The 22,323-nt window shown below is 36.5% G+C and carries 20 protein-coding genes and 1 riboswitch; of the genes, 15 read left to right on the top strand and 5 right to left on the bottom strand.

Going from position 1 to position 22,323, the window contains the following annotated elements; genetic code table 11:
- The first annotated feature begins 513 nt into the window (after nucleotides 1-513).
- Nucleotides 514-699: a YqzE family protein gene (locus tag BCELL_RS08480; protein ID WP_041808773.1), complete on the top strand. Its 186-nt coding sequence runs from the start codon at nucleotides 514-516 to the stop codon at nucleotides 697-699.
- A 490-nt stretch (nucleotides 700-1,189) separates the two neighbouring features.
- On the opposite strand, the gene BCELL_RS08485 is transcribed toward BCELL_RS08480, so the two are convergent.
- Both BCELL_RS08485 and BCELL_RS08490 read right to left on the bottom strand, forming a co-directional pair.
- On the bottom strand, nucleotides 1,190-1,981 hold the full coding sequence (locus tag BCELL_RS08485; protein WP_013488284.1) for a YqhG family protein: 792 nt from the start codon (nucleotides 1,979-1,981) through the stop codon (nucleotides 1,190-1,192).
- Between the two features lie 100 nt (nucleotides 1,982-2,081).
- Complete coding sequence (locus BCELL_RS08490) at nucleotides 2,082-3,710, bottom strand: DEAD/DEAH box helicase (protein WP_013488285.1); 1,629 nt, start codon at nucleotides 3,708-3,710, stop codon at nucleotides 2,082-2,084.
- A gap of 264 nt (nucleotides 3,711-3,974) precedes the next feature.
- Nucleotides 3,975-4,067, top strand: a riboswitch (glycine riboswitch).
- A 248-nt stretch (nucleotides 4,068-4,315) separates the two neighbouring features.
- Here BCELL_RS08490 and gcvT point away from each other — a divergent pair.
- The 3 genes from gcvT (at nucleotide 4,316) to gcvPB (ending at nucleotide 8,341) form a co-directional block, all read left to right on the top strand.
- Nucleotides 4,316-5,407, top strand: a complete 1,092-nt coding sequence (gcvT, locus tag BCELL_RS08495) for a glycine cleavage system aminomethyltransferase GcvT (protein ID WP_013488286.1) — start codon at nucleotides 4,316-4,318, stop codon at nucleotides 5,405-5,407.
- Between the two features lie 127 nt (nucleotides 5,408-5,534).
- Nucleotides 5,535-6,878, top strand: coding sequence for an aminomethyl-transferring glycine dehydrogenase subunit GcvPA (gene gcvPA / locus BCELL_RS08500; protein ID WP_013488287.1), 1,344 nt, complete (start codon nucleotides 5,535-5,537; stop codon nucleotides 6,876-6,878).
- A complete protein-coding gene (gene gcvPB, locus BCELL_RS08505; RefSeq protein WP_013488288.1) occupies nucleotides 6,875-8,341 on the top strand; it encodes an aminomethyl-transferring glycine dehydrogenase subunit GcvPB in 1,467 nt (488 codons plus the stop codon). Before gcvPA ends, gcvPB begins: the two co-directional genes overlap by 4 nt.
- A 268-nt stretch (nucleotides 8,342-8,609) precedes the next feature.
- Here the strand turns inward: gcvPB and BCELL_RS08510 are convergent, their stop codons facing one another.
- Complete coding sequence (locus BCELL_RS08510) at nucleotides 8,610-8,978, bottom strand: rhodanese-like domain-containing protein (protein WP_013488289.1); 369 nt, start codon at nucleotides 8,976-8,978, stop codon at nucleotides 8,610-8,612.
- A 204-nt stretch (nucleotides 8,979-9,182) separates the two neighbouring features.
- Between BCELL_RS08510 and BCELL_RS08515 the strand changes: the two genes are divergently transcribed.
- From BCELL_RS08515 to BCELL_RS08530, 4 genes are all read left to right on the top strand, one after another.
- Nucleotides 9,183-10,013 (top strand): lipoate--protein ligase family protein, encoded by an 831-nt coding sequence (locus BCELL_RS08515; RefSeq protein ID WP_013488290.1) that lies wholly within the window; start codon nucleotides 9,183-9,185, stop codon nucleotides 10,011-10,013.
- Nucleotides 10,014-10,477: 464 nt separating this feature from the next.
- Nucleotides 10,478-13,033, top strand: a complete 2,556-nt coding sequence (locus tag BCELL_RS08520) for a vitamin B12-dependent ribonucleotide reductase (protein ID WP_425357459.1) — start codon at nucleotides 10,478-10,480, stop codon at nucleotides 13,031-13,033.
- A 335-nt stretch (nucleotides 13,034-13,368) separates the two neighbouring features.
- The gene (gene mntR / locus BCELL_RS08525; protein ID WP_013488292.1) at nucleotides 13,369-13,800 is read left to right on the top strand and encodes a transcriptional regulator MntR; all 432 of its coding nucleotides are present in this window, start codon (nucleotides 13,369-13,371) and stop codon (nucleotides 13,798-13,800) included.
- A gap of 262 nt (nucleotides 13,801-14,062) precedes the next feature.
- Nucleotides 14,063-14,956, top strand: coding sequence for a patatin-like phospholipase family protein (locus BCELL_RS08530; protein ID WP_013488293.1), 894 nt, complete (start codon nucleotides 14,063-14,065; stop codon nucleotides 14,954-14,956).
- A 29-nt stretch (nucleotides 14,957-14,985) separates the two neighbouring features.
- Here BCELL_RS08530 and BCELL_RS08535 read toward each other — a convergent pair whose 3' ends face one another.
- Nucleotides 14,986-15,753 (bottom strand): hypothetical protein, encoded by a 768-nt coding sequence (locus tag BCELL_RS08535; protein ID WP_013488294.1) that lies wholly within the window; start codon nucleotides 15,751-15,753, stop codon nucleotides 14,986-14,988.
- Between the two features lie 39 nt (nucleotides 15,754-15,792).
- Entirely contained in the window at nucleotides 15,793-16,167 is a 375-nt protein-coding gene (locus tag BCELL_RS22500) for an SA1362 family protein (protein WP_013488295.1), read from the bottom strand.
- 267 nt (nucleotides 16,168-16,434) lie between these two features.
- Between BCELL_RS22500 and BCELL_RS08545 the strand changes: the two genes are divergently transcribed.
- The 7 genes from BCELL_RS08545 to spoIIIAB all read left to right on the top strand — a co-directional run bounded on the left by BCELL_RS08545 (nucleotide 16,435) and on the right by spoIIIAB (nucleotide 22,313).
- Entirely contained in the window at nucleotides 16,435-16,962 is a 528-nt protein-coding gene (locus tag BCELL_RS08545) for a YqhR family membrane protein (protein ID WP_245546974.1), read from the top strand.
- Between the two features lie 91 nt (nucleotides 16,963-17,053).
- Entirely contained in the window at nucleotides 17,054-18,121 is a 1,068-nt protein-coding gene (locus BCELL_RS08550) for a M24 family metallopeptidase (RefSeq protein WP_013488297.1), read from the top strand.
- A gap of 31 nt (nucleotides 18,122-18,152) precedes the next feature.
- Nucleotides 18,153-18,710 carry an elongation factor P gene (efp, locus tag BCELL_RS08555; protein WP_013488298.1) on the top strand — a complete coding sequence of 186 codons (558 nt, stop codon included), beginning with the start codon at nucleotides 18,153-18,155 and terminating at the stop codon, nucleotides 18,708-18,710.
- A gap of 336 nt (nucleotides 18,711-19,046) precedes the next feature.
- Nucleotides 19,047-19,454 (top strand): hypothetical protein, encoded by a 408-nt coding sequence (locus BCELL_RS08560; RefSeq protein WP_013488299.1) that lies wholly within the window; start codon nucleotides 19,047-19,049, stop codon nucleotides 19,452-19,454.
- 335 nt (nucleotides 19,455-19,789) lie between these two features.
- A complete protein-coding gene (locus tag BCELL_RS22505) occupies nucleotides 19,790-19,963 on the top strand; it encodes a hypothetical protein (RefSeq protein ID WP_013488300.1) in 174 nt (57 codons plus the stop codon).
- Between the two features lie 908 nt (nucleotides 19,964-20,871).
- Nucleotides 20,872-21,804 (top strand): stage III sporulation protein AA, encoded by a 933-nt coding sequence (spoIIIAA, locus tag BCELL_RS08565; protein WP_013488301.1) that lies wholly within the window; start codon nucleotides 20,872-20,874, stop codon nucleotides 21,802-21,804.
- On the top strand, nucleotides 21,801-22,313 hold the full coding sequence (gene spoIIIAB, locus BCELL_RS08570) for a stage III sporulation protein SpoIIIAB (protein WP_013488302.1): 513 nt from the start codon (nucleotides 21,801-21,803) through the stop codon (nucleotides 22,311-22,313). Before spoIIIAA ends, spoIIIAB begins: the two co-directional genes overlap by 4 nt.
- The last annotated feature ends 10 nt before the right edge of the window (nucleotides 22,314-22,323 follow it).

Below are 22,323 nucleotides of genomic sequence, written 5' to 3' on the forward strand. Positions count from 1 at the left end.
TAGTGAGAATTTATAGGCACGGAAAAAGTGAAAGAACACGAGGCCACTGAAAAAGTAAAAATCATGATTGTATCGTGTATTAATATTCATAATCTATAATTTAAGAACGGATTGATGAGACTGGAGCAAGCGAGGTTACTGTCTCTTCCTCTACGAGCATATGCTACGGAGCGTATCCGTCGAGACAACTCGAAGCATTAGCGACAAAGCAACGCTGCAAAGCATCAAGGAGGCTCACCAGCCGCCCGCGGAAAGCGAGTTTGCACAGGTCTCATCAACTTCTATATTCAAACAACCTTATATTTATTAGTATACCCTTTGAATTTAAGTGCTTTTAGTGGCCCTAGAAGAACATTTATTACTACATTCTGAGATGCGCGAAAGTCCTCCGCTTTAAAAAAGCATAAATAACAGCTTTTTGAAGTCGTTATTTACTTTCTTTCTAAGTATAATTACGAATTTGTTTGGAGAAAATGTAAATGTACCATGAAACACGAAAGAAGTGTGATGAACATGAAAACAAACGACTATGTAAAATACGTTACTGAACAGTTTGTTGCTTATGTAGACCAGCCCGTGGAAGAAAGAAAGGCAAAGAAAGAAGAAAAACGGAAAGCAAAACTGCCGCCAAGTAATCGGTTGTTTGGGTTAATCCCGTTTGCAATTTCACAAACATTTCGTAAGCGTAAGCTTGATTAAGTATGTACTTATTTTTGATTAAGAGAGGCTGTCCCAAAAGTTTAAACTTTGGGTAGCCTCTCTCTGTTTTCTGGTAATTACTATAAAGTGCTCGAACCGCTATAGGCAGACGCTTTCCGCGGGTATTGCTCCTTCGAATACTCGTCGCAGGTAAAGAGTGCTTCAGCTTCCTCAGGAAAAACTCCCAGTGGATCTTTAGCACTCCACCAATCGCTTTTCGAGTTTCTTAGTATTAACCATAACTTCCTAAAATGGGAAACCCATGTACAAGACAAAGATCAAAGAACACTAAAAAAAGGCAAAAAGGTGGGCTAATTTGACCCACTACTATTCTATAGTATAGATAAAACAGTAAAAAAAAGAGAGGCTCTCCCTCTAAAGTCATTTTCAATGACCTTTTGGGATAGCCTCTTATTTCATAAAAATCAATTTATATAGGGTTTTGAAGAACTATTACTGGTTTATAGAAGTATTCCTCGTATATTGGCGGTTACGTTAGTGGGTGATTAGAAAAGTAAAATAAGCCCCCATTTATAACGGAAATATGGATACTCGGTTCGTACTGTGCTTTTATAGCTGATTTTTCTTGATGGTATGTTTCCTCCCTTTCATCATCAATATAAAAGCCTTCTAACAATTGTTCATCTTCTTTTAGTCTCTTCAATGCTTCAGATGCCCATCCGTGCTCTTTCGCTTCTTCGACTTCTAGAATATAGTTTTTTATTCTTTCTACCCCTGATTTAGGCTTTATAATCGGGGTCATTGTAAAACAATAATTAGGAATTTGATCTTGGAATTGTTTTTGCTCAATCTTAGCGTGAATGTCATGGATCATTTCACCTGTAATTAAGCTTAAACCTATTGAAAAAAACTGATCCATTTTATGGTCACAACGGTATGATACAGACCCATTGATAATCAACCACGGCTTTAACGGGGTTGATGTTCCATTTGTATCAATAGATTCGTAAAGTACGGCGTGACTTCCACGATCTTGTGCTGTTTGAAAAATTTGGTGTAGTCTAGGAGAGCCAAAGTGTATCAGCTCTCCTTTTAGATCAGTAGGTGCTTCATTAGAATTAGTAATAAGGGTAAGTTTCATTGGATTCGGTACACCGCCAATTTTTTCAGTGTAGTGCCAATAAAACGGTCTATTCATTAACGCTTTATCCATATCAATGGATAGTTGTATGTGTAAATGGCCTTTAGATTCATCGATAATAGTGCTGTCATTTTCTGTGAAAAATTGCTTTAAGTAGTTGTGAATTTCAAGTTGATCCACATTTATTACCTCCTTTAACTAAAGGTAGAAAAAGTCACATGTACTAGAGTATTCTCAATAGAATGTCTTCATAGCTTTGCTAGCAAAAGCTTGCGTTTCCTTATTGGGCTAAAATTGAAGTGAGGTTATCCATTTTAACACGAACTTCTCCCTCTGAATGAGAGTGAAGTAAAATGTTAGAAACATGCTCTTCTAACTGATTGTCTGAAAATTTCTCTAAAATATCGTCTAACTTACCGATAACACCCTCAAAAAGCCCTATCTTCTTATAAAGGAGCTTTAGAATATGGTCTTCTACAGTGTCCTTCACCGCAAAATTATAAATTTCTACATCTTTTTCTTGTCCAAGCCTATGAATTCTACCGATCCTTTGTTCTATTCGCATAGGATTCCAAGGTAAATCATAGTTAATCATTCGGTGACAAAATTGTAGATTAATTCCTTCTCCACCAGCTTCAGTTGCGATTAATACTTGTGCTTGATCTTTAAATAATTGTTTCATCCAATCTTTTTTACTTCGTTTGAATCCACCTCTAAATGGGACAGATTTAATACCATTTTGGGCCAGAAACCATTGTAAATAAAGTTGAGTAGCTCTGTACTCTGTAAAAATAATCACTTTATCATCAGATTGTTGGATAAGCTTTAAGACTTGCTCTGCTTTAGAATTAGTTTGTACCGCATTTATTTTTTCTGCTATAGCACATAAATCTTCTATAATTTCAGGGTGACTTCCATATTGCTCTATAAGATTCTTTAATGTCATAAATGCCGATTCACGGCTCGAACATACTTCCCGTTGCAATGTTAGTGTTGTAAAAGTAATGCCTTGCGCAACGCCATGTTTACTATATTTGTTTTTTAATTCACTAACAGCGTCATATAATGCTCTTTCTTCCTCAGTAAATGTAATAGGTACCGTCTCTACGATTCTTTTTGGCCAATCCATATCAGAGTCAGATCTGCGGTTTCTAATCATTACTTTTTGAATGAGTTCATTCAGCTTTTCATGATTTTCTTTATATTTTTCTTCAAAGCTTGATTCTGCACCTAAATATCCTGGTTTAAGAAGTGAGATTAAGTGAAATACTTCGCTTAATCTGTTTTGTACTGGTGTTGCTGTTAATAGTAAGCAAAACTTCTTTTTTAAACTCCTGACAAACTGGTAGTTTTTTGTATTTTTATTTTTTAACTTATGCGCTTCATCAACAATGATAAAGTCATAGTCAATATCTTGAATGACGGATGCATGAGGCTCACGTTTAGCGGTATCGATGGAAGTTACCGTAATATCTACATGTTCCCATGCGGGCTTTTTTCGTTGCTCAATGGCAGGGATGAAAAACTTATTATTTAATTCCGTGCACCATTGCGTAACAAGAGAGGCTGGTACGAGGATTAACACTTTTTTTACTAAGCCTCTAATCATATATTCCTTTAAGATGAGCCCAGCCTCTATCGTTTTACCTAATCCAACCTCATCAGCTAATACAGCTTTTCCGTTCATCTTTTCGATTACTTTCTGTGCTGTTTCGTATTGATGAGGATATATCGTTAAGTTAGGTAAATGCTTTGTTGCTTCTAATCCATGAAAGTTATCAATTAAGCGTTCTTTACCAGCTTGTAGGGCCATGTTATATTTCGTCCAATTGCTTAATGATCTGTTATTTTCTATAGAGTCAAGAAAGTTTTTTGCCCATTCGTCATCGAAATGTATTTTTGGTAACATTATCCATACTCCTCCTTCCATGAGTAAAACCAATATATCATCAGTGTTAGCAAATGTATGACGATTAAACTTTGAAAAAAATAAAAGTGAGTATTGCCAGGGAAAAAAGAAAAGTGGTACGATGTAAATATTAAAAGATGACTATTTTATGAATATTTGTGAATTACCGAATAATAATTATTGCTCTTACTTAAAAAATGCTTTTTCTAGTATTAACGACATTTGTACTTTTCATGAATTAATAGTTAAAATTTCATAATGCGAATGAAAACAAGGGGAGAGGGCGTACTGTAGTACGACGCCGAAGGAGCAAGCGATAACCGTGAATCTCTCAGGCAAAAAGACTCTTGTTGGACGCACCTCTGGAAAGGGCTAATTAAGATTAATCGCATGTATTGCATTCTCTTATGAGACACCCAAGGGGCTAGCTTCTTTGAACGAAAAATCTCAGGAAGTAAAAACTCTCAGGTAATAAAGACAGAGACGTGTTTTTTTTAAGGCACGTTTCTGTCTTTTTTTGCGTTTAAAAAGTATGATATTACAAAAAAGATAGTAGCATGTTAAGGGTATGAATAATGATGGAAAATATGTGGAGGTAGATAGCAATGTCACGATTACAAACACCATTATTTAGCATTTATGAGCAACATAATGGAAAAACAATTGACTTTGGTGGATGGGACCTTCCTGTTCAGTTTACTAGTATTAAAGAGGAGCATGAAGTAGTTCGAACGAAGGCTGGCTTGTTCGATGTATCACACATGGGTGAAATTGAAGTGAAAGGACAAGAAGCATTACCGTTTCTACAAAAAATGCTTACGAATGATGTGAGCAAATTAAAAGATATGGCTTGCCAATACAATGCGATGTGCTATGAAAATGGTGGTACAGTTGATGATCTTGTTTTATATAAAAGAGAAGACAATCATTACTTACTAGTTGTTAATGCTTCTAATATTGAAAAGGATTATGAATGGTTAAAGCAGCACGCAACTGAAAAGGTAGAAGTTATTAATGTTTCAAATCAATATGCACAAATAGCTGTGCAAGGCCCTTTAGCAGAAAGTATTACTCAAAAATTAACGAAAGAAGATCTATCAACCATCACGTTTTTTAAATTTCGCGAAGGGGTAGTAGTCGCTAACAAAGATGTTCTTATTTCACGAACTGGATATACTGGGGAAGATGGTTTCGAAATTTATTGTAGACCTGATGATGCTATTTCTCTTTGGAATGCACTTCTTGACGCAGGGAAAGAAGAGGGGATTCAACCTTGTGGATTAGGAGCAAGAGATACGTTGAGGTTTGAGGCAAGACTACCACTTTACGGTCAAGAGCTATCAAGGGATATTAGCCCAATTGAAGCTGGAATTGGTTTTGCTGTTAAGGTCGATAAGAAAGAGGACTTCTTGGGCAAGGTCGTTCTAAAACAACAGAAGGAAGATGGCCCGGAAAGAAAGCTAGTTGGCATTGAAATGATTGATAAAGGGATCCCTAGAACTGACTATGAAGTGTTTAAAGATGGAGAAAAGATAGGATTCGTAACAACAGGGACACAATCTCCTACATTAAAAAAGAATGTTGGTTTAGCAATAATTGATAAAAAGTTTCAAGCAGTTGATACTGTAGTAGAGGTTCAAGTTCGAAAGCGACGTCTGAAGGCAAAGGTAGTTAAAACGCCATTTTATAAAAGGTGAATGATAGAAACTGCTATATAGACAATATTATAGGTTTTTCCGGTCTTTGGTGACTCCGTACGTCATCTTATATCGTATAAAATACACAGATTATTAAAAACTATAACACTTAAAGGGGATGAAGGAAGTGACATTTCGTTATTTACCAATGACGGAACAAGACCAAAAAGCCATGTTAAAGACAATTGGCATTGATACGATTGAAGAGCTTTTTGGAGATATTCCAGAAGATATTCGTTTTAAAGGTAAGTTGAATATAGAAAAAGCACTTGATGAGACGAAATTAGTAAAAGAAATGAGTAAGTTAGCAAATAAAAATATTAATGTAAAGCAATATACATCTTTTTTAGGTGCTGGGGTTTATGAGCATTATATTCCTTCAGTAGTAAATCATATGTTACTACGCTCGGAGTTTTATACAGCATATACACCATATCAGCCAGAAATATCACAGGGGGAGCTACAAGCAATTTTTGAATTTCAAACAATGATTAGCGAGTTAACTGGAATGGATCTTGCTAATTCCTCTATGTATGATGGCCCAACAGCACTAGCAGAAGCAGCGATGATGAGTGCAGGACATACGAAAAAGAAGACAATTCTTGTATCAAAAACAGTACACCCGGAATCAAGAGAAGTATTAAAAACAAATGCAAAAGGCCAAAACTTAACAGTTATCGAAATAGATGAGAAAAATGGTGTTACTGACCTAGAGCATTTGGCAAACGAATATAATGATGATACTGCTAGTGTGATCGTACAGTATCCTAATTTCTTTGGGAATATTGAAGACTTAACTGAAATAGAAAAAATTGCTCATAAAGAGAAGGCGCTATTTGTCGTCTCATCTAATCCGGTAAGTTTAGGTATATTACAGCCACCAGGAAAGTTTGGAGCAGATGTTGTGGTAGGTGATGTACAACCATTTGGTATTCCTACTCAGCTTGGTGGACCACACTGTGGTTATTTTGCAGTAACAAAGAAATTGATGCGTAAAGTTCCTGGGCGTTTGGTTGGTCAAACGACAGATCAAAACGGAAAGCGTGGTTTTGTGTTGACGCTTCAAGCCCGTGAACAACACATTCGTCGTGATAAAGCAACGAGTAACATTTGTTCTAACCAGGCTTTAAACGCACTAGGCGCTTCGATTGCAATGAGTGCGTTAGGGAAAAACGGTGTTCAAGAAATGGCGAAACAAAACATTCAAAAAGCATCTTATGCTAAAGAATCGTTAAGACGTCAAGGAGTAAAAATTGTCTATAGTGCACCAACATTTAATGAATTTGTCATCAAACTTCCAAAGTCGGTTAAAGAAGTGAATGAAGAGCTACTAACGCACGAAATAATTGGTGGTTACGATTTATCACGTGATTATCCAGACAAAGGACACTTCATGCTCGTTACGGTAACAGAGCTTCGCACGAAGGAAGAAATTGATAAATTTGTAGCGGTATTGGGGGGAGTACAATGATTCATCAACAAGATCAAGCGTTAATCTTTGAAATTAGTAAAGAAGGTAGAATAGGACATAGCTTGCCTGAAATGGATGTCCCTGAAGTCGCTTTAGATGAACTTATACCATCACAATTCCAAAGAGAAGAGGCGGCAGAGCTACCAGAGGTTTCAGAACTGCAACTCGTTCGTCATTATACAGCACTTTCACGTCGTAATCATGGGGTTGATTCTGGTTTTTATCCATTAGGATCATGTACGATGAAGTATAATCCGAAAATAAATGAAGATGTGGCGAGATACCCTGGCTTTGCTCACATTCACCCTTATCAAGCGGAATCAACTATACAAGGTGCTTTAGAGCTAATGTATCATTTACAAAACTCTCTAGCTGAAATAACAGGTATGGATGAAGTGACGCTTCAACCAGCTGCAGGTGCTCATGGTGAATGGACGGGGCTCATGATGATCCGTGCGTTTCATGAGGCGAACGGAGATACACATCGTACTAAAGTGATCGTTCCAGATTCAGCACATGGAACGAACCCTGCTTCTGCAACTGTAGCAGGTTTTGAATCGGTTACAGTACGTTCGAATGAAAAAGGACTTGTTGATTTAGATCACTTAAAAGAGGTTGTCGGAGAAGATACAGCTGCACTTATGTTAACGAACCCAAATACGCTAGGTTTATTTGAAGAGCAGATTGTAGAGATGGCTGAGATAGTTCATAACGCTGGCGGGAAGCTTTATTATGATGGTGCCAATTCAAATGCGATTTTAGGAATTACAAGACCTGGAGACATGGGATTTGATGTTGTCCACTTAAACTTGCATAAAACATTTACAACACCTCATGGAGGCGGAGGACCAGGATCTGGACCAGTAGGAGTAAAGAAAGACCTCATTCCATTTTTACCAAAGCCGACTGTCGTAAAAGATGGAGAGACGTACCGTTTTGAGTATAACCTTCCTCAATCGATCGGAAGAGTAAAGCCTTATTACGGAAATTTTGGTATAAATGTGAGAGCGTACACTTATATCCGTACGATGGGTCCAGAAGGATTAAGGCAAGTATCAGAGCATGCGGTTCTTAATGCGAACTATATGTTCCGCCGTTTACAACCATATTACGATGCTCCGTATACTCAGCATTGTAAGCATGAATTTGTTTTATCTGGACGTAGGCAGAAAAGGTTAGGGGTCAGGACGCTTGATATTGCTAAAAGACTACTGGACTTTGGTTATCATCCACCAACGATTTATTTCCCATTAAATGTAGAAGAATGTTTAATGATTGAACCTACAGAAACGGAATCGAAAGAAACGTTAGATGAATTTATCGATGCGATGATTCAAATTGCTAAAGAAGCGGAGGAAACACCGGAAATCGTTCAAGAAGCACCACATCACACAGTTATTGATAGACTTGACGAGACAACAGCTGCAAGAAAACCGGTGTTAAGATATACGAAAGAAGATTAAGTTCTCTATCATAAAAACGCTCGTATTGGTTTCCAACCTTTACTAATATGAGCGTTTTTTTGTTTGCGAGTAGAGCACTAGTACTTTAAGGGGTTGATCAACCTCTTAGCAATGTCAGGAGTCGACGAATCTCATAAAGCTTACTATAAGTGGGTGTGCGGCGTGTTAAGCCATTGCCATAACTATTAATAGCTTATTGGAACAGCCTCTAAAATAAAAAAAATGTTATAACAGCTTCGTGAAGCAGTTATAACATTTTTTATTTCATTTATTTTTTTATTTTTCCTGACCACTTTCTAAATCCGCCTTTTAGCATAACGATATTCTCTACACCACGTTTTTTTCTTAGGAATTTTGCAGCTTGGACACAGCGTGTACCATTTTGACAGTATAAGTACACAGGCTTGTCAGGTCTAATCTCTGCTTTTCGTTGTCGGATTTGAGAGAGTGGAATATTTCTAGCACCTAATATGTAACCAGTATTAAATTCCCTTTCTTCACGAACATCGATTAGCTGAGCTTTTCTATAATCTTTTCGAAATTCGTCTTGCTCCATTGTTGTTAGATAGCTTGGCTTTTTCATGCGCAAGATGAGAAATATAATTAATATTAATGTTAGAACGATTAACGTCCACATAGAGGGTCCACTCCTTTATAAATATATACTTATAAAATGATATACCGAAAAAGTAATAGTTGCAATGTTATTTGCTTAAGATTCAATAGAAAATTCAATTTCTTTCATTAGAAATGGTTTTAACTTGAGCATGTAACTTTGAAGTTTGTTTCATTTTATGTATGATAAATACGTATATTTTAAATTAGTTTGTGAGGTTGAGATATGGAAACGTGGTTTTATCTAGATTCAGAAAATAAAGATCCTGCTTATAATATGGCATTAGATGAGAAGCTAATGGATTGGCATCGAGAAAAAAAACTACCGCCAATTATTCGCTTTTACGGTTGGAACCCAGCAACTTTATCTGTAGGTTATTTTCAAAAGGTAGAAAAAGAAATTGATTTAAAAGCAGTGAAAGAGCATGGGTTAGGTTTTGTAAGAAGACCTACTGGTGGGAGAGGAGTGCTTCATGAAGATGAACTGACATACAGCGTCATTGTGTCAGAAGACCACCCGCAAATGCCTGAAACTGTAACAGAGGCTTACCGTGTAATATCGGAAGGGTTACTAGAAGGCTTTAGAGAGCTTGGTCTCGATGCTGAATTTTCGATTCCAAGAACGGATGAAGAGAAGAATGCGTTAAAGCGTCCGCGCTCAGCAGTTTGTTTTGATGCGCCCTCTTGGTATGAATTAGTAGTCGAAGGTAGAAAAATTGCTGGTAGTGCACAGACGAGGCAAAAGAATGTGATATTACAACATGGTTCGATAATATTAACGCTGGATGAAGATAAGCTTTTTGACATTTTTAAGTATCCTAATGAAAGGGTAAGGGAACGTATGCAAAAAGCTTTCAAGAATAAAGCAGTAGCAATAAATGACTTAACAAATAAAAAGTTTACAATTGAAGATATGAAGAATGCGTTTAAGGTCGGTTTTGAAAAAGCATTGAACATTAGCTTGAACCCTATTTCATTAACGAAGGAACAAGAAAGGGAAGTACAAGATTTAGTGTCGGTGAAGTATGGCACTGACGATTGGAACTTTAAAATGTAAGTAAATAATTATCTAATGAAAAACATTTTTCATTTCTTGAAAAATGTTTTTCTTTCTTATAAACAAAGCAACTTATAAAACGAACATATCAATTTGTCGATAGAGGAAAATCTATGTCGTTGTTCGACAAATCGTACGACTATATTCGTCGATTTTTTACAACTGATGAATTTTATTAATACACTGAATTAGCACATAAAGATCTTTGTTTTTCTCTATTTTTCATCATAATTTAGCAATTTTAAAAGTTGACAAATTTATTTGTATCACTACAAAGATCAATATATGGTACTTTTGTTGTGAAAGTGAACACTATATATTGATGACTTTTATTTTGTGTGCTATAGTGAAACAAGCAATCAATGAGATTGGCATATGTTGCCATGACAACAGAAACCGATCCTTGAAATTTATAAAAATATGAAAAAAATGTAGAAAGGGAGCGGAGGCCTGTGACTACGTATATGTCTGAAAAAACGATCAACGTTGAGGCGCTAAACCGAGACATTGAACAGTTTCCTCAAGTATTTCCGATTACTCCAGACATGAAAATGAAGCAAAGTGGAGTATCGAGGTTGGTTATGTTAGACCGCTACACGTTTAAAGACACCGAGAAAAAAACATTAAAAATAGGAGACTTTGTCGTATTAACAGTTAAGGCAGATCCTAAGTTTCCAGCTCGTGGTTATGGTTTTGTTGTTGATATTAACTGGCCAGAAAACCGTGTGAAGATCGCCGTTGAGGATGAATTTTTAGGGGTGTTAGATGATCCAGAGGAAAAAGAGACGGGGATAGTAGATCGATCTCTTGATACGATAGACAAGCCGCTTGAGGTCTATTATGAGCAAATAGCAAAGCGTAATGCTCGTGGTTTGGCTGAAGTAGAGGTGGATCCTCAGAAACAAGTGGAATCATTTGAAAAATTCTATCACGAACTTGTTAATATGAACTTCGTACCTGCAGGACGAGTTCTCTATGGAGCTGGTGCAGAAACGGATGTGACGTACTTTAACTGTTACGTGATGCCTTTTGTCGCGGATTCTAGAGAAGGAATCTCTGAGCACCGTAAGCAAGTAATGGAAATTATGAGTCGTGGCGGTGGCGTTGGTACTAATGGCTCTACTTTGAGACCGAGGAACGCATTAGCTCGCGGAGTTAACGGTAAATCATCAGGATCTGTATCATGGCTAGATGATATAGCAAAGCTAACACATTTAGTAGAACAAGGTGGCTCGCGTAGGGGAGCACAGATGATAATGCTAGCGGATTGGCATCCTGATATTTTAGAATTTATTATATCGAAGATGCAAAATCCACGAATTCTTAGATACCTACTTGAGAATACGGAAGATGCACAAATTCAAAGACTCATAAAGGAAAAATTAAGTTTTACCCCTTTGTCAGAGCTTGATGAAGCAATGTATCAAAGTATCGTTAATTATAAACATATTCCTGGGACCGGTGGATTTGATCCGAAAATCATTCGGGAAGCTGAAGAAAAATTGTCAACAGGTGGGACATACTCTGTAAACAATTCGGAGTTTCTAACTGGTGCAAATATATCTGTATGTATTACGAAAGAATTCATGGAAGCTGTTGATAATGATGAAGATTATGCTCTACGTTTTCCAGATGTTGAAAATTATAATGAGAAAGAAATGGAAGCCTATAATCGTGAGTGGCATGAATACGGGGATGTACGCGAATGGGAAGCATTAGGATTTGGCGTACGTACTTATCGCAACATTAAAGCGAAAGAGCTTTGGAATCTTATTAATATTTGTGCAACGTATTCAGCAGAACCCGGCATTTTCTTTATTGATAATGCAAACGAAATGACAAATGCTAAGGCGTACGGCCAAAAAGTAGTAGCAACAAATCCATGTGGAGAGCAACCACTTGCACCATACTCTGTATGTAACTTGGCTGCAGTCAATTTAGCGGAAATGGCAGATAAAGATAATAAAGTTGTTGACTTCAAAAAACTAGAGCAAACTGTTGCGACTGGTGTGAGAATGCAAGATAATGTCATTGATGCAACGCCATATTTCCTTGAAGATAATACGAAGCAAGCCAAGGGAGAGAGACGTGTAGGTCTTGGTGTGATGGGACTTCACGACTTACTAATATACACTGAGACTGTTTATGGATCTGAAGAAGGTAATGCGTTAGTTGATAAAATCTTTGAAACAATTGCTACAACTGCCTATCGTACAAGCATTGAACTTGCAAAAGAAAAAGGAAGTTTCCCATACTTAGTAGGTAATAACGAGCAAGAAACAAATCACTTAAGAATGAAGTATATTAATACAGGCTATATGAAAAAAATGCCTGAAGATGTTCGACAAGGGATACTACAGTATGGTATTAGAAACTCTCATTTACTAACAGTCGCACCTACAGGGAGCACTGGTACAATGGTTGGTGTAAGTACTGGTTTAGAGCCATACTTTTCATTCTCCTATTTCAGAAGCGGGCGTCTTGGGAAATTTATAGAAGTAAAGGCAGAAATATTACAATCTTATTTAGAGCGGCATCCAGAAGCGGATCCAAATGAACTACCTGAATGGTTTGTATCAAGTATGGAACTTTCACCAGAGGCGCATGCGGACGTACAATGTGTTATTCAACGATGGGTAGACAGTTCTTTAAGTAAAACGGTAAATGCTCCACGTGGATATACAGTTGACCAAGTAAAAAAGGTATACGAGCGTCTATATAAAGGTGGAGCAAAAGGTGGTACCGTATATGTCGACGGTAGCCGTGATTCACAAGTACTGACTCTAAAAGCAGAAGAGAATGATATGTATGCTGTAGAGCTTGCTGGTGAACCAGAACAAGATACGGAAAAGAAGCCAGTCGTCCTCGTGGATACAATTGCTGACGTAAGAAGCACTTCTGTTACTTACGGAAGTGAAGTTGGTGATACATGTCCAGTTTGTCGTAAAGGGACCGTAGAGGATATTGGTGGTTGTAATACATGCACAAACTGTAGCGCACAGCTGAAGTGTGGATTGTAATTTTAAAATTTGATCACTTAAGACTATGTTGAAGAGGTAACTACTTTGACATAGTCTTTTTACGATTGATTGAAAATTTTCAAACGATGCGTTAGAAATATCGACGCACGTAGTAGGGAGAAAAAACGTCCCATTCACTACACTGGCGATGTTTATTGTTTTATGAGCTCCTTAAACGAAGTGACTTATTTATTGCCTTTATAAGTTCATTTATGTTAGCGTAAGCTAGTACAACAATTTGTTTTATAGTATAATTTTACATAGATAAAACAGCATATAAAGTAGTACATAGATCATGTATTCGTGTATATCGTAAAAAGTTTGGAGGGGACCACATGCCTACACCGAGCATGGAAGATTATTTAGAAAGAATATACTTATTAATAGAAGAGAAAGGGTATGCAAGAGTGTCTGATATCGCAGAAGCCCTTGAGGTACATCCATCCTCGGTAACAAAAATGGTACAGAAATTAGATAAAAGTCAATATTTAGTATATGAAAAATATCGTGGTCTTGTGCTAACAGCTAAAGGTAAAAAAATTGGGAAACGTTTAGTATATCGCCATGATCTCTTAGAAGAATTTATGAAGATCATTGGAGTAGACAAAGACAATATTTACGAGGATGTAGAAGGAATCGAACACCATCTTAGTTGGGATGCAATTGATCGAATTGGAGACTTAGTTCAGTATTTTGATGAAAACCCAGAACAAGTGGAGCAATTGCGTTTAGTTCAGAAGAAGAATGATGAGTTAGAAGGAAGTTGACTCAAGAGGTTGATTTTTAAAGGCACTGAAAAAGTACAGATCATCGCTCGCCTGATAGGAGAACCCCACTCCTATCAGGCTTTTTAACGATTACGACGGTTACGCGCATTGCTTAGGGACACTGGAAAATGGAAAGAACACCACTTTTTCAATGCCCTTGATTGTTACCTTTTGAGTCAGTCTTTGTATGAATATTTTTTACCCTTTATTAGTAATCATTTTTTTGTAAATCGTGATTACAATGTAATAGGGGGTGATACCCATGTTAAAAGTTGACGGGGTATTTGCAGGTGGTGGTATAAAATCATTTTCATTTGTTGGTGCATTAAGAGTAATGAAAAACGAAAATATTGAATTTGAAAGATTAGCCGGTACAAGTGCCGGTGCAATCGTCGCTGCATTTATTAAAGCTGGTTTTACAGTAGATGAAATAGAATCTATTTTAGATGGTCTTGATTTGGAAGAATTATTAGAGCCTAAAAGAACAGGAGTTATATTTCAGTTTTATAAATGGATTCGCTTATATCGTAATATGGGGATATATAAAGGAGCCTTACTAGAAAAGTGGTTGGAAGAGGTTCTAATGGAGAAAGGTGTTAAAACCTTTAATGATTTACCACCAGGATCATTAAAGATGGTAGCATCGGATATAACAACAGGGCAGCTTCTCGTGTTACCTGATGACCTAAAGAGGTATGGTATTATTCCTGAGACCTTTTCTGTAGCTAGAGCAATTAGAATGAGTTGTAGTTTACCGTTTTTCTTTGAACCAGTTAAACTGCAAAATAGTAATGGAAAGCATTCTGTTATAGTAGATGGGGGAGTCCTCAGTAATTTTCCAATTTGGTTGTTTTCTAATAGTGAAAATAAAAAGCCAGAAAGACCAGTAGTAGGCTTTAGGCTAACACCTTCCATGGAAATGGTTTCTCAACGAGAAGTAAGTAATGCTTTTTCTATGTTACATTCAATGGTAGAAACGATGTGGAAAGCCCATGATCTAAGACACATATCTAAGTTACATGAGAAAAATATCGTGTTCATACCTGTAGATAAAATAGCAGCTACGCAATTTTCCATAAGTGAAGAAGAGAAAAAAGAACTAATTGAGCTTGGAGAAAAAAGTACAGAAAAATTTTTAAAAGGATGGTCTTATTAAGTTGCCAGTACTATTTACTTTGATATACGTTATAAATTCTTAAGGAAAGATAATATATAGGGAACAATAAGAGTAACCCATATACCTATTACTAACCCACTAATCCATTCCTGCATCGGTATAAAAGAAGAAGTATACATGTACATGAGGTATAAGATAATAAGCCCAATAGTTCCGAGCGAAACACTGAATAACATTCTAGTTGTAGACCGAGGAATATTATTTACTTTTACTTTTAATGTCTCAACAGTTATACCAATAGCACTTCCAAGTAATATCCCTGGATAAAATAAATGCTCTATGTTTGGAAAAATGATTATAGCTAAAAATAGCGGAAAAATAATTGAAAATAACAATAACAGTCGCTCAGGCATCCCCTCTATCCAATCTAGTGTACGATAAAATGTGTATACTAGAAATCCGCCAATAATAATGCCACTAACGACGGATATTGGGGGAGCTTGTAATATTACTATGGAATAAATACAAAAAAATATTGGTAGTAGTAAGCAAATGGTTATTTGTTTTTTACTTTGGCATAGTGGGATAAAAAATAAGAAAATAGTTACCACCGTTTGTACTATGGGGTCAGTGAACGGTACATAGGCTTGATGAGTATAAAACAATGGGATATTGAGTAAAATGATGTAACTAATACATATGGAAAGAAAGGTTAAGTATAGCAGTTGAAACCCTATACGCCTACCTTTTGTCCAATATACTAAACTCGTACAAATTAGAATGAGTAATACAAATAAAGGAAATATCGATGGAAATATAATAGTCGCTACACCCATTTTAGACTACACACCCTTCAGAAAAAGAAGAACGGAGCGTTAAAACAAAGCTCTGTTCTTCTTTTTGTTCTTTTTCCCTTCAATAACTGTAAGCTTTACGTTGGATTGCCGTTTCACAAGAGGGCGGGATATACGTTTTTTCTTTTCTTTTTTCATACTTTTAAAAGAGATAGGTTTTTGCCCATGTTGAGATTTATGTGACGGAGCGCTCTGTGGACGCATTGCTGTTTGATATCCTGATAATTTAGGGAGTATAAACCTTTTCATTACAAAGATTAAAATAGTTGCTGTACCTACTGCAACTAAAACCATAGTAAAAAAAGCACTAGGATTTTCAACAAGTCTATAACCAATTCCTATTATTGCTAGCCCTATAATCGTTAAGGTGAGGGGGTGAAATGAATTGCGGAGCATTTCTAGGCACCTCCTATACATTGGATTAGAAACTCAAAAGCGTTTAATAAATGTTAGTGTTATTACATTATGAAGAAATATGGAAATGTTTAATACATAATCTACTTTATATCTATTATAGCATGAATACATTTATTTCCTCTACGACAAATCATTTTACTTTCACACACTTTATTATTCCCTGATTTTCTCCATTCTACACTTGTATTTTTGTCATATTACAATTTTTATGGATACATACTCTAATAGAAACGAAGTAAAGTGGATATGCTACTTGTTGAGGTGATGATGTTGAGTAATACAGAAACAAACGAAAGACAAAGTGAACCAGCGTTATCTTTCAATGGCACAGTAGCACTTATAGGGTTTTTTGGAGGGCTTTTTTGGAGTATCATAGGTTATGTTGCCTTTTACTTCAACTTTGCATCCGTAGGGCCAGCTCTTGCTCTTATGCCTTGGGCATTAGGTGATTGGAAGCATGGGTGGATGGGTCACTTAGTTGGTATTGGCTTTATAGCCATTGTATCAATAGCAGTAGCATTTTTATATCGATTAGTTTTCGCAAAAATTAATCAGCCTTGGCCAGGTATACTCTACGGTGTAGCGTTATGGGTCGTGATTTTAGGTTTGTTTAATCCAATGTTTCCAGAACTAGACCCACTTTTTCAACTAGATGTAAATACAATCATAACGACCTTATGTTTATACCTCGTTTATGGATTATTTATTGGATACTCTGTATCTTATGAATACCACGAAAGGACACAACACGAGGGACAAACTATTCAAAACTAAATCGCTATGTTAGAATGTTCCTTGGAACATTCTCTTTTTTTTTACGATAACCAAGATGAGTTAGCACTTTAAATAGAATGGAGGAGAAATTTTGGAACGAATCGAAAAGCTAAAAGCACAATTTGCCGAGTATAATATTGATGGACTTTTAATTACTAGCACATATAATCGTCGTTATATGACAGGCTTTACAGGAACTGCGGGTGTCGCCATCGTATCAGAGAGTCATGCCGTTTTTATAACAGACTTTAGGTATGTGGAGCAAGCACAATCACAAGCTGTTGGGTATGAAATAGTACAGCATAGTGGTCCAATTCATGAAGAAATTGCTACGCAGTTGAAAAGACTAGGGATTAAAAAACTTGGATTTGAAAAGGACCATGTCTCTTATAGTACGTATGATACATATGAAAAAGTACTCGAAACGACCCTGGTACCCGTTAGCGGCCTAATGGAACGATTGCGACTAGTAAAAGATGAAAAGGAAATCGCTATCATACAAGAAGCGGTCGATATCGCTGATGCAGCATTTGAACACATTCAAACATATATACGTGCAGGGGTAAAAGAAATAGATGTCTCCAATGAACTTGAATTTTTTATGAGGAAACAAGGTGCTGTATCATCATCTTTTGATATTATAGTGGCGTCAGGTTACCGTTCTGCATTACCTCATGGTGTGGCAAGTGATAAAGTGATTGAAAAAGGTGAATTAGTTACCCTTGACTTCGGTGCTTATTATAAAGGTTACTGTTCGGATATAACTAGAACTGTTGCTGTAGGTGAGCCGAGTAAGGAATTAGTAAATATATATAAAACTGTTCTAGAGGCACAGTTAAAAGGTGTGCAAGGAATAAAGCCGGGAATGACAGGGATAGAAGCAGATGCACTTACTCGTGACCATATTAAGTCTAAGGGCTATGGGGAGTATTTTGGCCATTCCACTGGACATGGGTTAGGTATGGAAGTTCATGAGGGGCCAGGACTCTCGTTTAGATCGAATACGAAATTAGAAGCAGGTATGGTTGTGACAGTTGAACCAGGTATTTACATTGCTGGTTTAGGTGGTACTCGAATTGAAGATGACATTGTCATTACAGAAAATGGAAATAAGATACTATCAAAATCACCTAAAGAACTCATTATATTAGGGGAATAATAAATTTTATTGTGAACTGGGAGGAATAACAATGATTTCAGTTAATGAATTTAAGACAGGATTAACAATTGAAGTGGATGGAAGTATTTGGCAAGTGGTGGAGTTTCAACATGTAAAGCCAGGTAAAGGAGCGGCTTTCGTTCGCAGTAAACTTCGAAACTTACGAAATGGTAGTATACAAGAAAAAACTTTCCGTGCTGGAGAAAAGGTAGCGAAAGCTCATCTAGAAAACCGTCGTATGCAGTACTTATATGCGAGTGGGGAATCACATACTTTTATGGATACTGAATCTTACGAGCAGCTTGAATTACCTGCATCACAGTTGACAGAGCAGTTGAAATATTTAAAAGAAAATATGGAAGTACAAATATTAACATACCAAGGTGAAACGCTAGGAATTGAAGTTCCTAACACTGTAGAACTTAAAGTGACAGAAACAGAACCTGGAATTAAAGGTGACACAGCATCAGGAGGAACGAAGGCTGCTGTTGTTGAAACAGGTCTTTCCGTACAAGTACCTTTCTTTATAAATGAAGGGGATGTATTAGTTATTGATACGAGAAACGGAAGCTACGTTTCTAGAGCATAAGATAACATAATAGAAGATCGAGGCACTGAAAAAGTACAAACAACTTTTCCAGTGCCTATACATTGTATTGGAATGGCTCCGTTCGTTGCGGGACTACTACGAGAAACTCACTCATAGTAGTCTTTCAAAAGATTGCAACGACTACACAGTACTTTGCAATACGTGGCGATGGACCCATTAACACTGCTCAAGCTAATTGGAGACTCTCATGACTTAGAAAAAATAATTATAAATACTTAAATAACAATTGTCTTTTCTTGTCTAAATAATTCTTTTGAATATTCGGAATATTTAGTGTAGAATAGTATTAATACAAAATGAAAGGGTGTGGACTAGGTGAAAACAAGCACATATGCATTTTCTGACGATTTACATGTAAACGCTTACTTTTTTTCTGAGTTTATCGTTTGTATCGATGTGACAAAATCTGGTCAACACGTTGGTTCGTTTTGTTCTGACGCTAAAGAATTTGAGGATTTAGATGAGGAGGAATTTAAATCAATCATTCAGCAGCACGTAAATGGTTTTGACAATAGTGTGAGTCACCGTGATTATGAAAAACGTGAATTGAAACATTTTGATTTGTATTATTATCCTTTTTCTGATTTCATGTACTGCATGGACGTATACAGGCTTGGGGAAAAGGTTAGCTCATTATGTGTCGATCGAGACTCATTCGAAGAATGGATGGAGGATGAAAACCATTTATTAAATGTGGTAGAGAAGTTAGCATTCAATGGATAAAATAATATAAGTTGTCATAAGTATGAAGAGGCCACTGAAAAAGTATAAAACAACTTTTTCAGTGCCTTTTATTTGTATTGCAGTCGCTCGCCTGGTAGGAGAAAACCACTCCTATCAGGCTTTTTAACGATTGCGACGGCTACGCACATTGCTTAGGGACACTGAAAAAGAAGTGAAAAACTTGATATTTTGATGCATTAATATTCAAAGTACCTAATTATAGAAATGTTGATGAGACCCGAGCGAGCTAACTGTCTCTTCCTCTACGAGCATATGCTTTGGAGTGTATCCGTAGCTGTATGAGCATATAGAGAATTAATGTAAGAGGACAAGTAATGATAGAGCAACGTCGAGACACCTCGAAGCTTTATCGAAGAGGCGTCGCTCGTTCCTGTGGAAAAGGAAGTTATGCAGAGCGAAGATCGAAGCGGCTTGCTGACTTCTATACGGAAAGCGAGTTTGCGCAGGTCTCATCAACTTCTACATTCAAATGGCCTTATATTTATTAGTCTATCCTTTAAATCTAAGTACTTTTTCATTGCCCTCGGAAAAACCTCACCTTTATTATATTAACGGGTTTACTTCAGAGGTGCAAACAAGTAAAGCAAAACACATGCGATTTCACAGTATCGTGATTTATTGTTAAACATACAGTAATTGACACCCCTATTCGCATAGCTGGAAATAAATATTTCCTACTTGTGATTTTGATGTGATTTGCCCTGTGAATTCTAATATGAAAGGTAAGGAATTGTTTATTTATATTAAAGTAAATGAATAGATATATATAATCTTTCAATCTTTCAGGCAATGTAATGAAAGAAACGAGTAGAAATACTCATTTGAATAAATAAACGGAGAAATTCCGCTTATCTAATAAATAGCACTGAAAATAGTCTGAATAAACGGAGAAATTCCCCTTATTGACTCGAAACTATTGAAAAAGGGGGAATTTCCTTTGCATAAGCGGAAAAACTACCCTTATTTGCCACGAAATTAAGTCAATTTTGATTCTAAACGGAAATTCTACGCTTATTTTATTTCACTGGTAAAGAGAGGAATATATGGACTTGGCGATAAGCCAAGTTTATCTAATAAATTTCCAATAAAACTGCATTTACTCCAACAAACGATTCGTGAAATAAGCAAACATAAAAACAATGGTACGAAGAACTTTCGCGCCATTGTTTTTTGCGTATTATACTGTGAATCTAGTTGCGAAAGATGTGAGTTTAGCGTGTGAATTCGTTTGTGATTTGACAATTTGCACCTCACAAGTAAACCCGTAATTATTATATAGTGGTTTTTTTTCTGTTTTCTATGAAAAATCATTCTTTTACAAGGCATAAATAGGACACGCTCTCATATATTCTCAATAGACATATGTTGACGGTTCTATCCTGAAGGAGGAAATAAAATGAAAGAAGTCTTAAACGTACTTCCAGAATCGATACGTTCATTAGCGTTACAGCTACCTAATGAGATATTAAATAAAACAGAAGAAATACGTCTGCGAGTTAATAGACCAGTTGAAATTCGAACACATAATAAAACCTATATGTTACCTAATGAAAAGAATCCATTTATTTTTAAGGAATCTGAAGCGGGACTAATGATGAGTTTATTAAGCCAGCACTCCGTGTACCGTCTTGAAGAAGAGCTTAAGAGAGGCTACCTTACTATTTCCGGAGGCCATCGCGTTGGATTAGCTGGTAGAGTTGTGATGGAAAAAGGAGAAGTAAAAGGAATTCGAGATATTAGCTCCTTTAACATTCGAATTGCAAGGCAAAAACAAGGTGTAGCTTATGCATATTTACCATATATCCAGAGGAGGGGAAATTGGTGCCACACACTCATAATTGGACCCCCTAAATCTGGAAAGACAACTCTTTTAAGAGATTTAGCTCGTGAGATTAGTATTGGCAGTAAGTCTCGGAAGATAGAACCTAAAAATGTTGGCATTATTGATGAACGATCAGAAATTGCTGGCTCTGTTAAAGGAGTACCTCAACACGATTTTGGAGTAAAAATAGATATATTAGATGCTTGTCCTAAAGCGGAAGGCTTAATGATGATGATCCGCTCAATGAGCCCTGAAGTGTTAATTGTAGACGAAATAGGGCGAAAGGAGGATTGTGAAGCCATTATGGAAGCAGTTCATGCAGGCGTAACTATTTTTGCCTCTGTACACGGAGAGAATCTTAACGATGTAAAATCGCGCCCAACAATCGCTCGTCTTATTAATGAAGGCTTTTTTCAGAGAGTCATTGAGCTGAAAGTAACAACGAAAGAAGGGTTAGTAAGAAAACTTGATGTTGATCGTCCGAGGACTGGTGTGGGGACGCCATGAAGCTTCTTGGGGCATTACTTATTATTGCAACAACAACAATGTTTGGGTGGGAATTTTCAAGAAGATTAACACGAAGAACAAAGCAAATCCGTTATTTAAAGATAGCCTTTGAAGCACTAGAAACAGAAATGACTTTTTCTATGACTCCTTTACCAGATGCTTGTGAAAAAGTGGCTCATCAACTAATAGCGCCTTTAAACATTTTTTTTGAAGATGTAGCAGAAAGGTTAAAAAAAGAGGAAAAATCTGCTACAAGTATTTGGAATTCAAGTTTAAAGAAGTGGAAAGGGAAAACAGACTTGAATACGGCTGAGTTGAACATTTTAAATCAATTTGGTCAAACTTTAGGACAACAAGATTTAGAAAGTCAAAGAAAGCAAATACGGTTAGCTATTTCTTATTTTAATCAAGAAGAGAAGCAAGCATTAGAAGATCAACAAAAATTCGAATCTATGTATAAAAGCTTAGGTTTTCTAGGTGGAGTTTTACTTGTATTGATTATGCTTTGAATGAGCAGGG

The sequence above is a fragment of the Evansella cellulosilytica DSM 2522 genome (genome assembly GCF_000177235.2).
In the GTDB taxonomy this organism is placed as follows: domain Bacteria; phylum Bacillota; class Bacilli; order Bacillales; family Salisediminibacteriaceae; genus Evansella; species Evansella cellulosilytica.

What these genes read in the sequence shown, in the direction of transcription:
- BCELL_RS22505 (WP_013488300.1), top strand. Translation starts at nt 19,790, where the DNA reads ATGATAGAGCAACGTCGAGACACCTCGAAGCTTTATCGAAGAGGCGTC.
- gcvPB (WP_013488288.1), top strand. Translation starts at nt 6,875, where the DNA reads ATGATTCATCAACAAGATCAAGCGTTAATCTTTGAAATTAGTAAAGAA.
- BCELL_RS08480 (WP_041808773.1), top strand. Translation starts at nt 514, where the DNA reads ATGAAAACAAACGACTATGTAAAATACGTTACTGAACAGTTTGTTGCT.
- mntR (WP_013488292.1), top strand. Translation starts at nt 13,369, where the DNA reads ATGCCTACACCGAGCATGGAAGATTATTTAGAAAGAATATACTTATTA.
- BCELL_RS08530 (WP_013488293.1), top strand. Translation starts at nt 14,063, where the DNA reads ATGTTAAAAGTTGACGGGGTATTTGCAGGTGGTGGTATAAAATCATTT.
- BCELL_RS08520 (WP_425357459.1), top strand. Translation starts at nt 10,478, where the DNA reads ATGTCTGAAAAAACGATCAACGTTGAGGCGCTAAACCGAGACATTGAA.
- BCELL_RS08490 (WP_013488285.1), bottom strand. Translation starts at nt 3,710, where the DNA reads ATGTTACCAAAAATACATTTCGATGACGAATGGGCAAAAAACTTTCTT.
- BCELL_RS08515 (WP_013488290.1), top strand. Translation starts at nt 9,183, where the DNA reads ATGGAAACGTGGTTTTATCTAGATTCAGAAAATAAAGATCCTGCTTAT.
- BCELL_RS08545 (WP_245546974.1), top strand. Translation starts at nt 16,435, where the DNA reads ATGCTACTTGTTGAGGTGATGATGTTGAGTAATACAGAAACAAACGAA.
- spoIIIAA (WP_013488301.1), top strand. Translation starts at nt 20,872, where the DNA reads ATGAAAGAAGTCTTAAACGTACTTCCAGAATCGATACGTTCATTAGCG.
- gcvT (WP_013488286.1), top strand. Translation starts at nt 4,316, where the DNA reads ATGTCACGATTACAAACACCATTATTTAGCATTTATGAGCAACATAAT.
- BCELL_RS08535 (WP_013488294.1), bottom strand. Translation starts at nt 15,753, where the DNA reads ATGGGTGTAGCGACTATTATATTTCCATCGATATTTCCTTTATTTGTA.
- BCELL_RS22500 (WP_013488295.1), bottom strand. Translation starts at nt 16,167, where the DNA reads ATGCTCCGCAATTCATTTCACCCCCTCACCTTAACGATTATAGGGCTA.
- efp (WP_013488298.1), top strand. Translation starts at nt 18,153, where the DNA reads ATGATTTCAGTTAATGAATTTAAGACAGGATTAACAATTGAAGTGGAT.
- BCELL_RS08510 (WP_013488289.1), bottom strand. Translation starts at nt 8,978, where the DNA reads ATGTGGACGTTAATCGTTCTAACATTAATATTAATTATATTTCTCATC.
- spoIIIAB (WP_013488302.1), top strand. Translation starts at nt 21,801, where the DNA reads ATGAAGCTTCTTGGGGCATTACTTATTATTGCAACAACAACAATGTTT.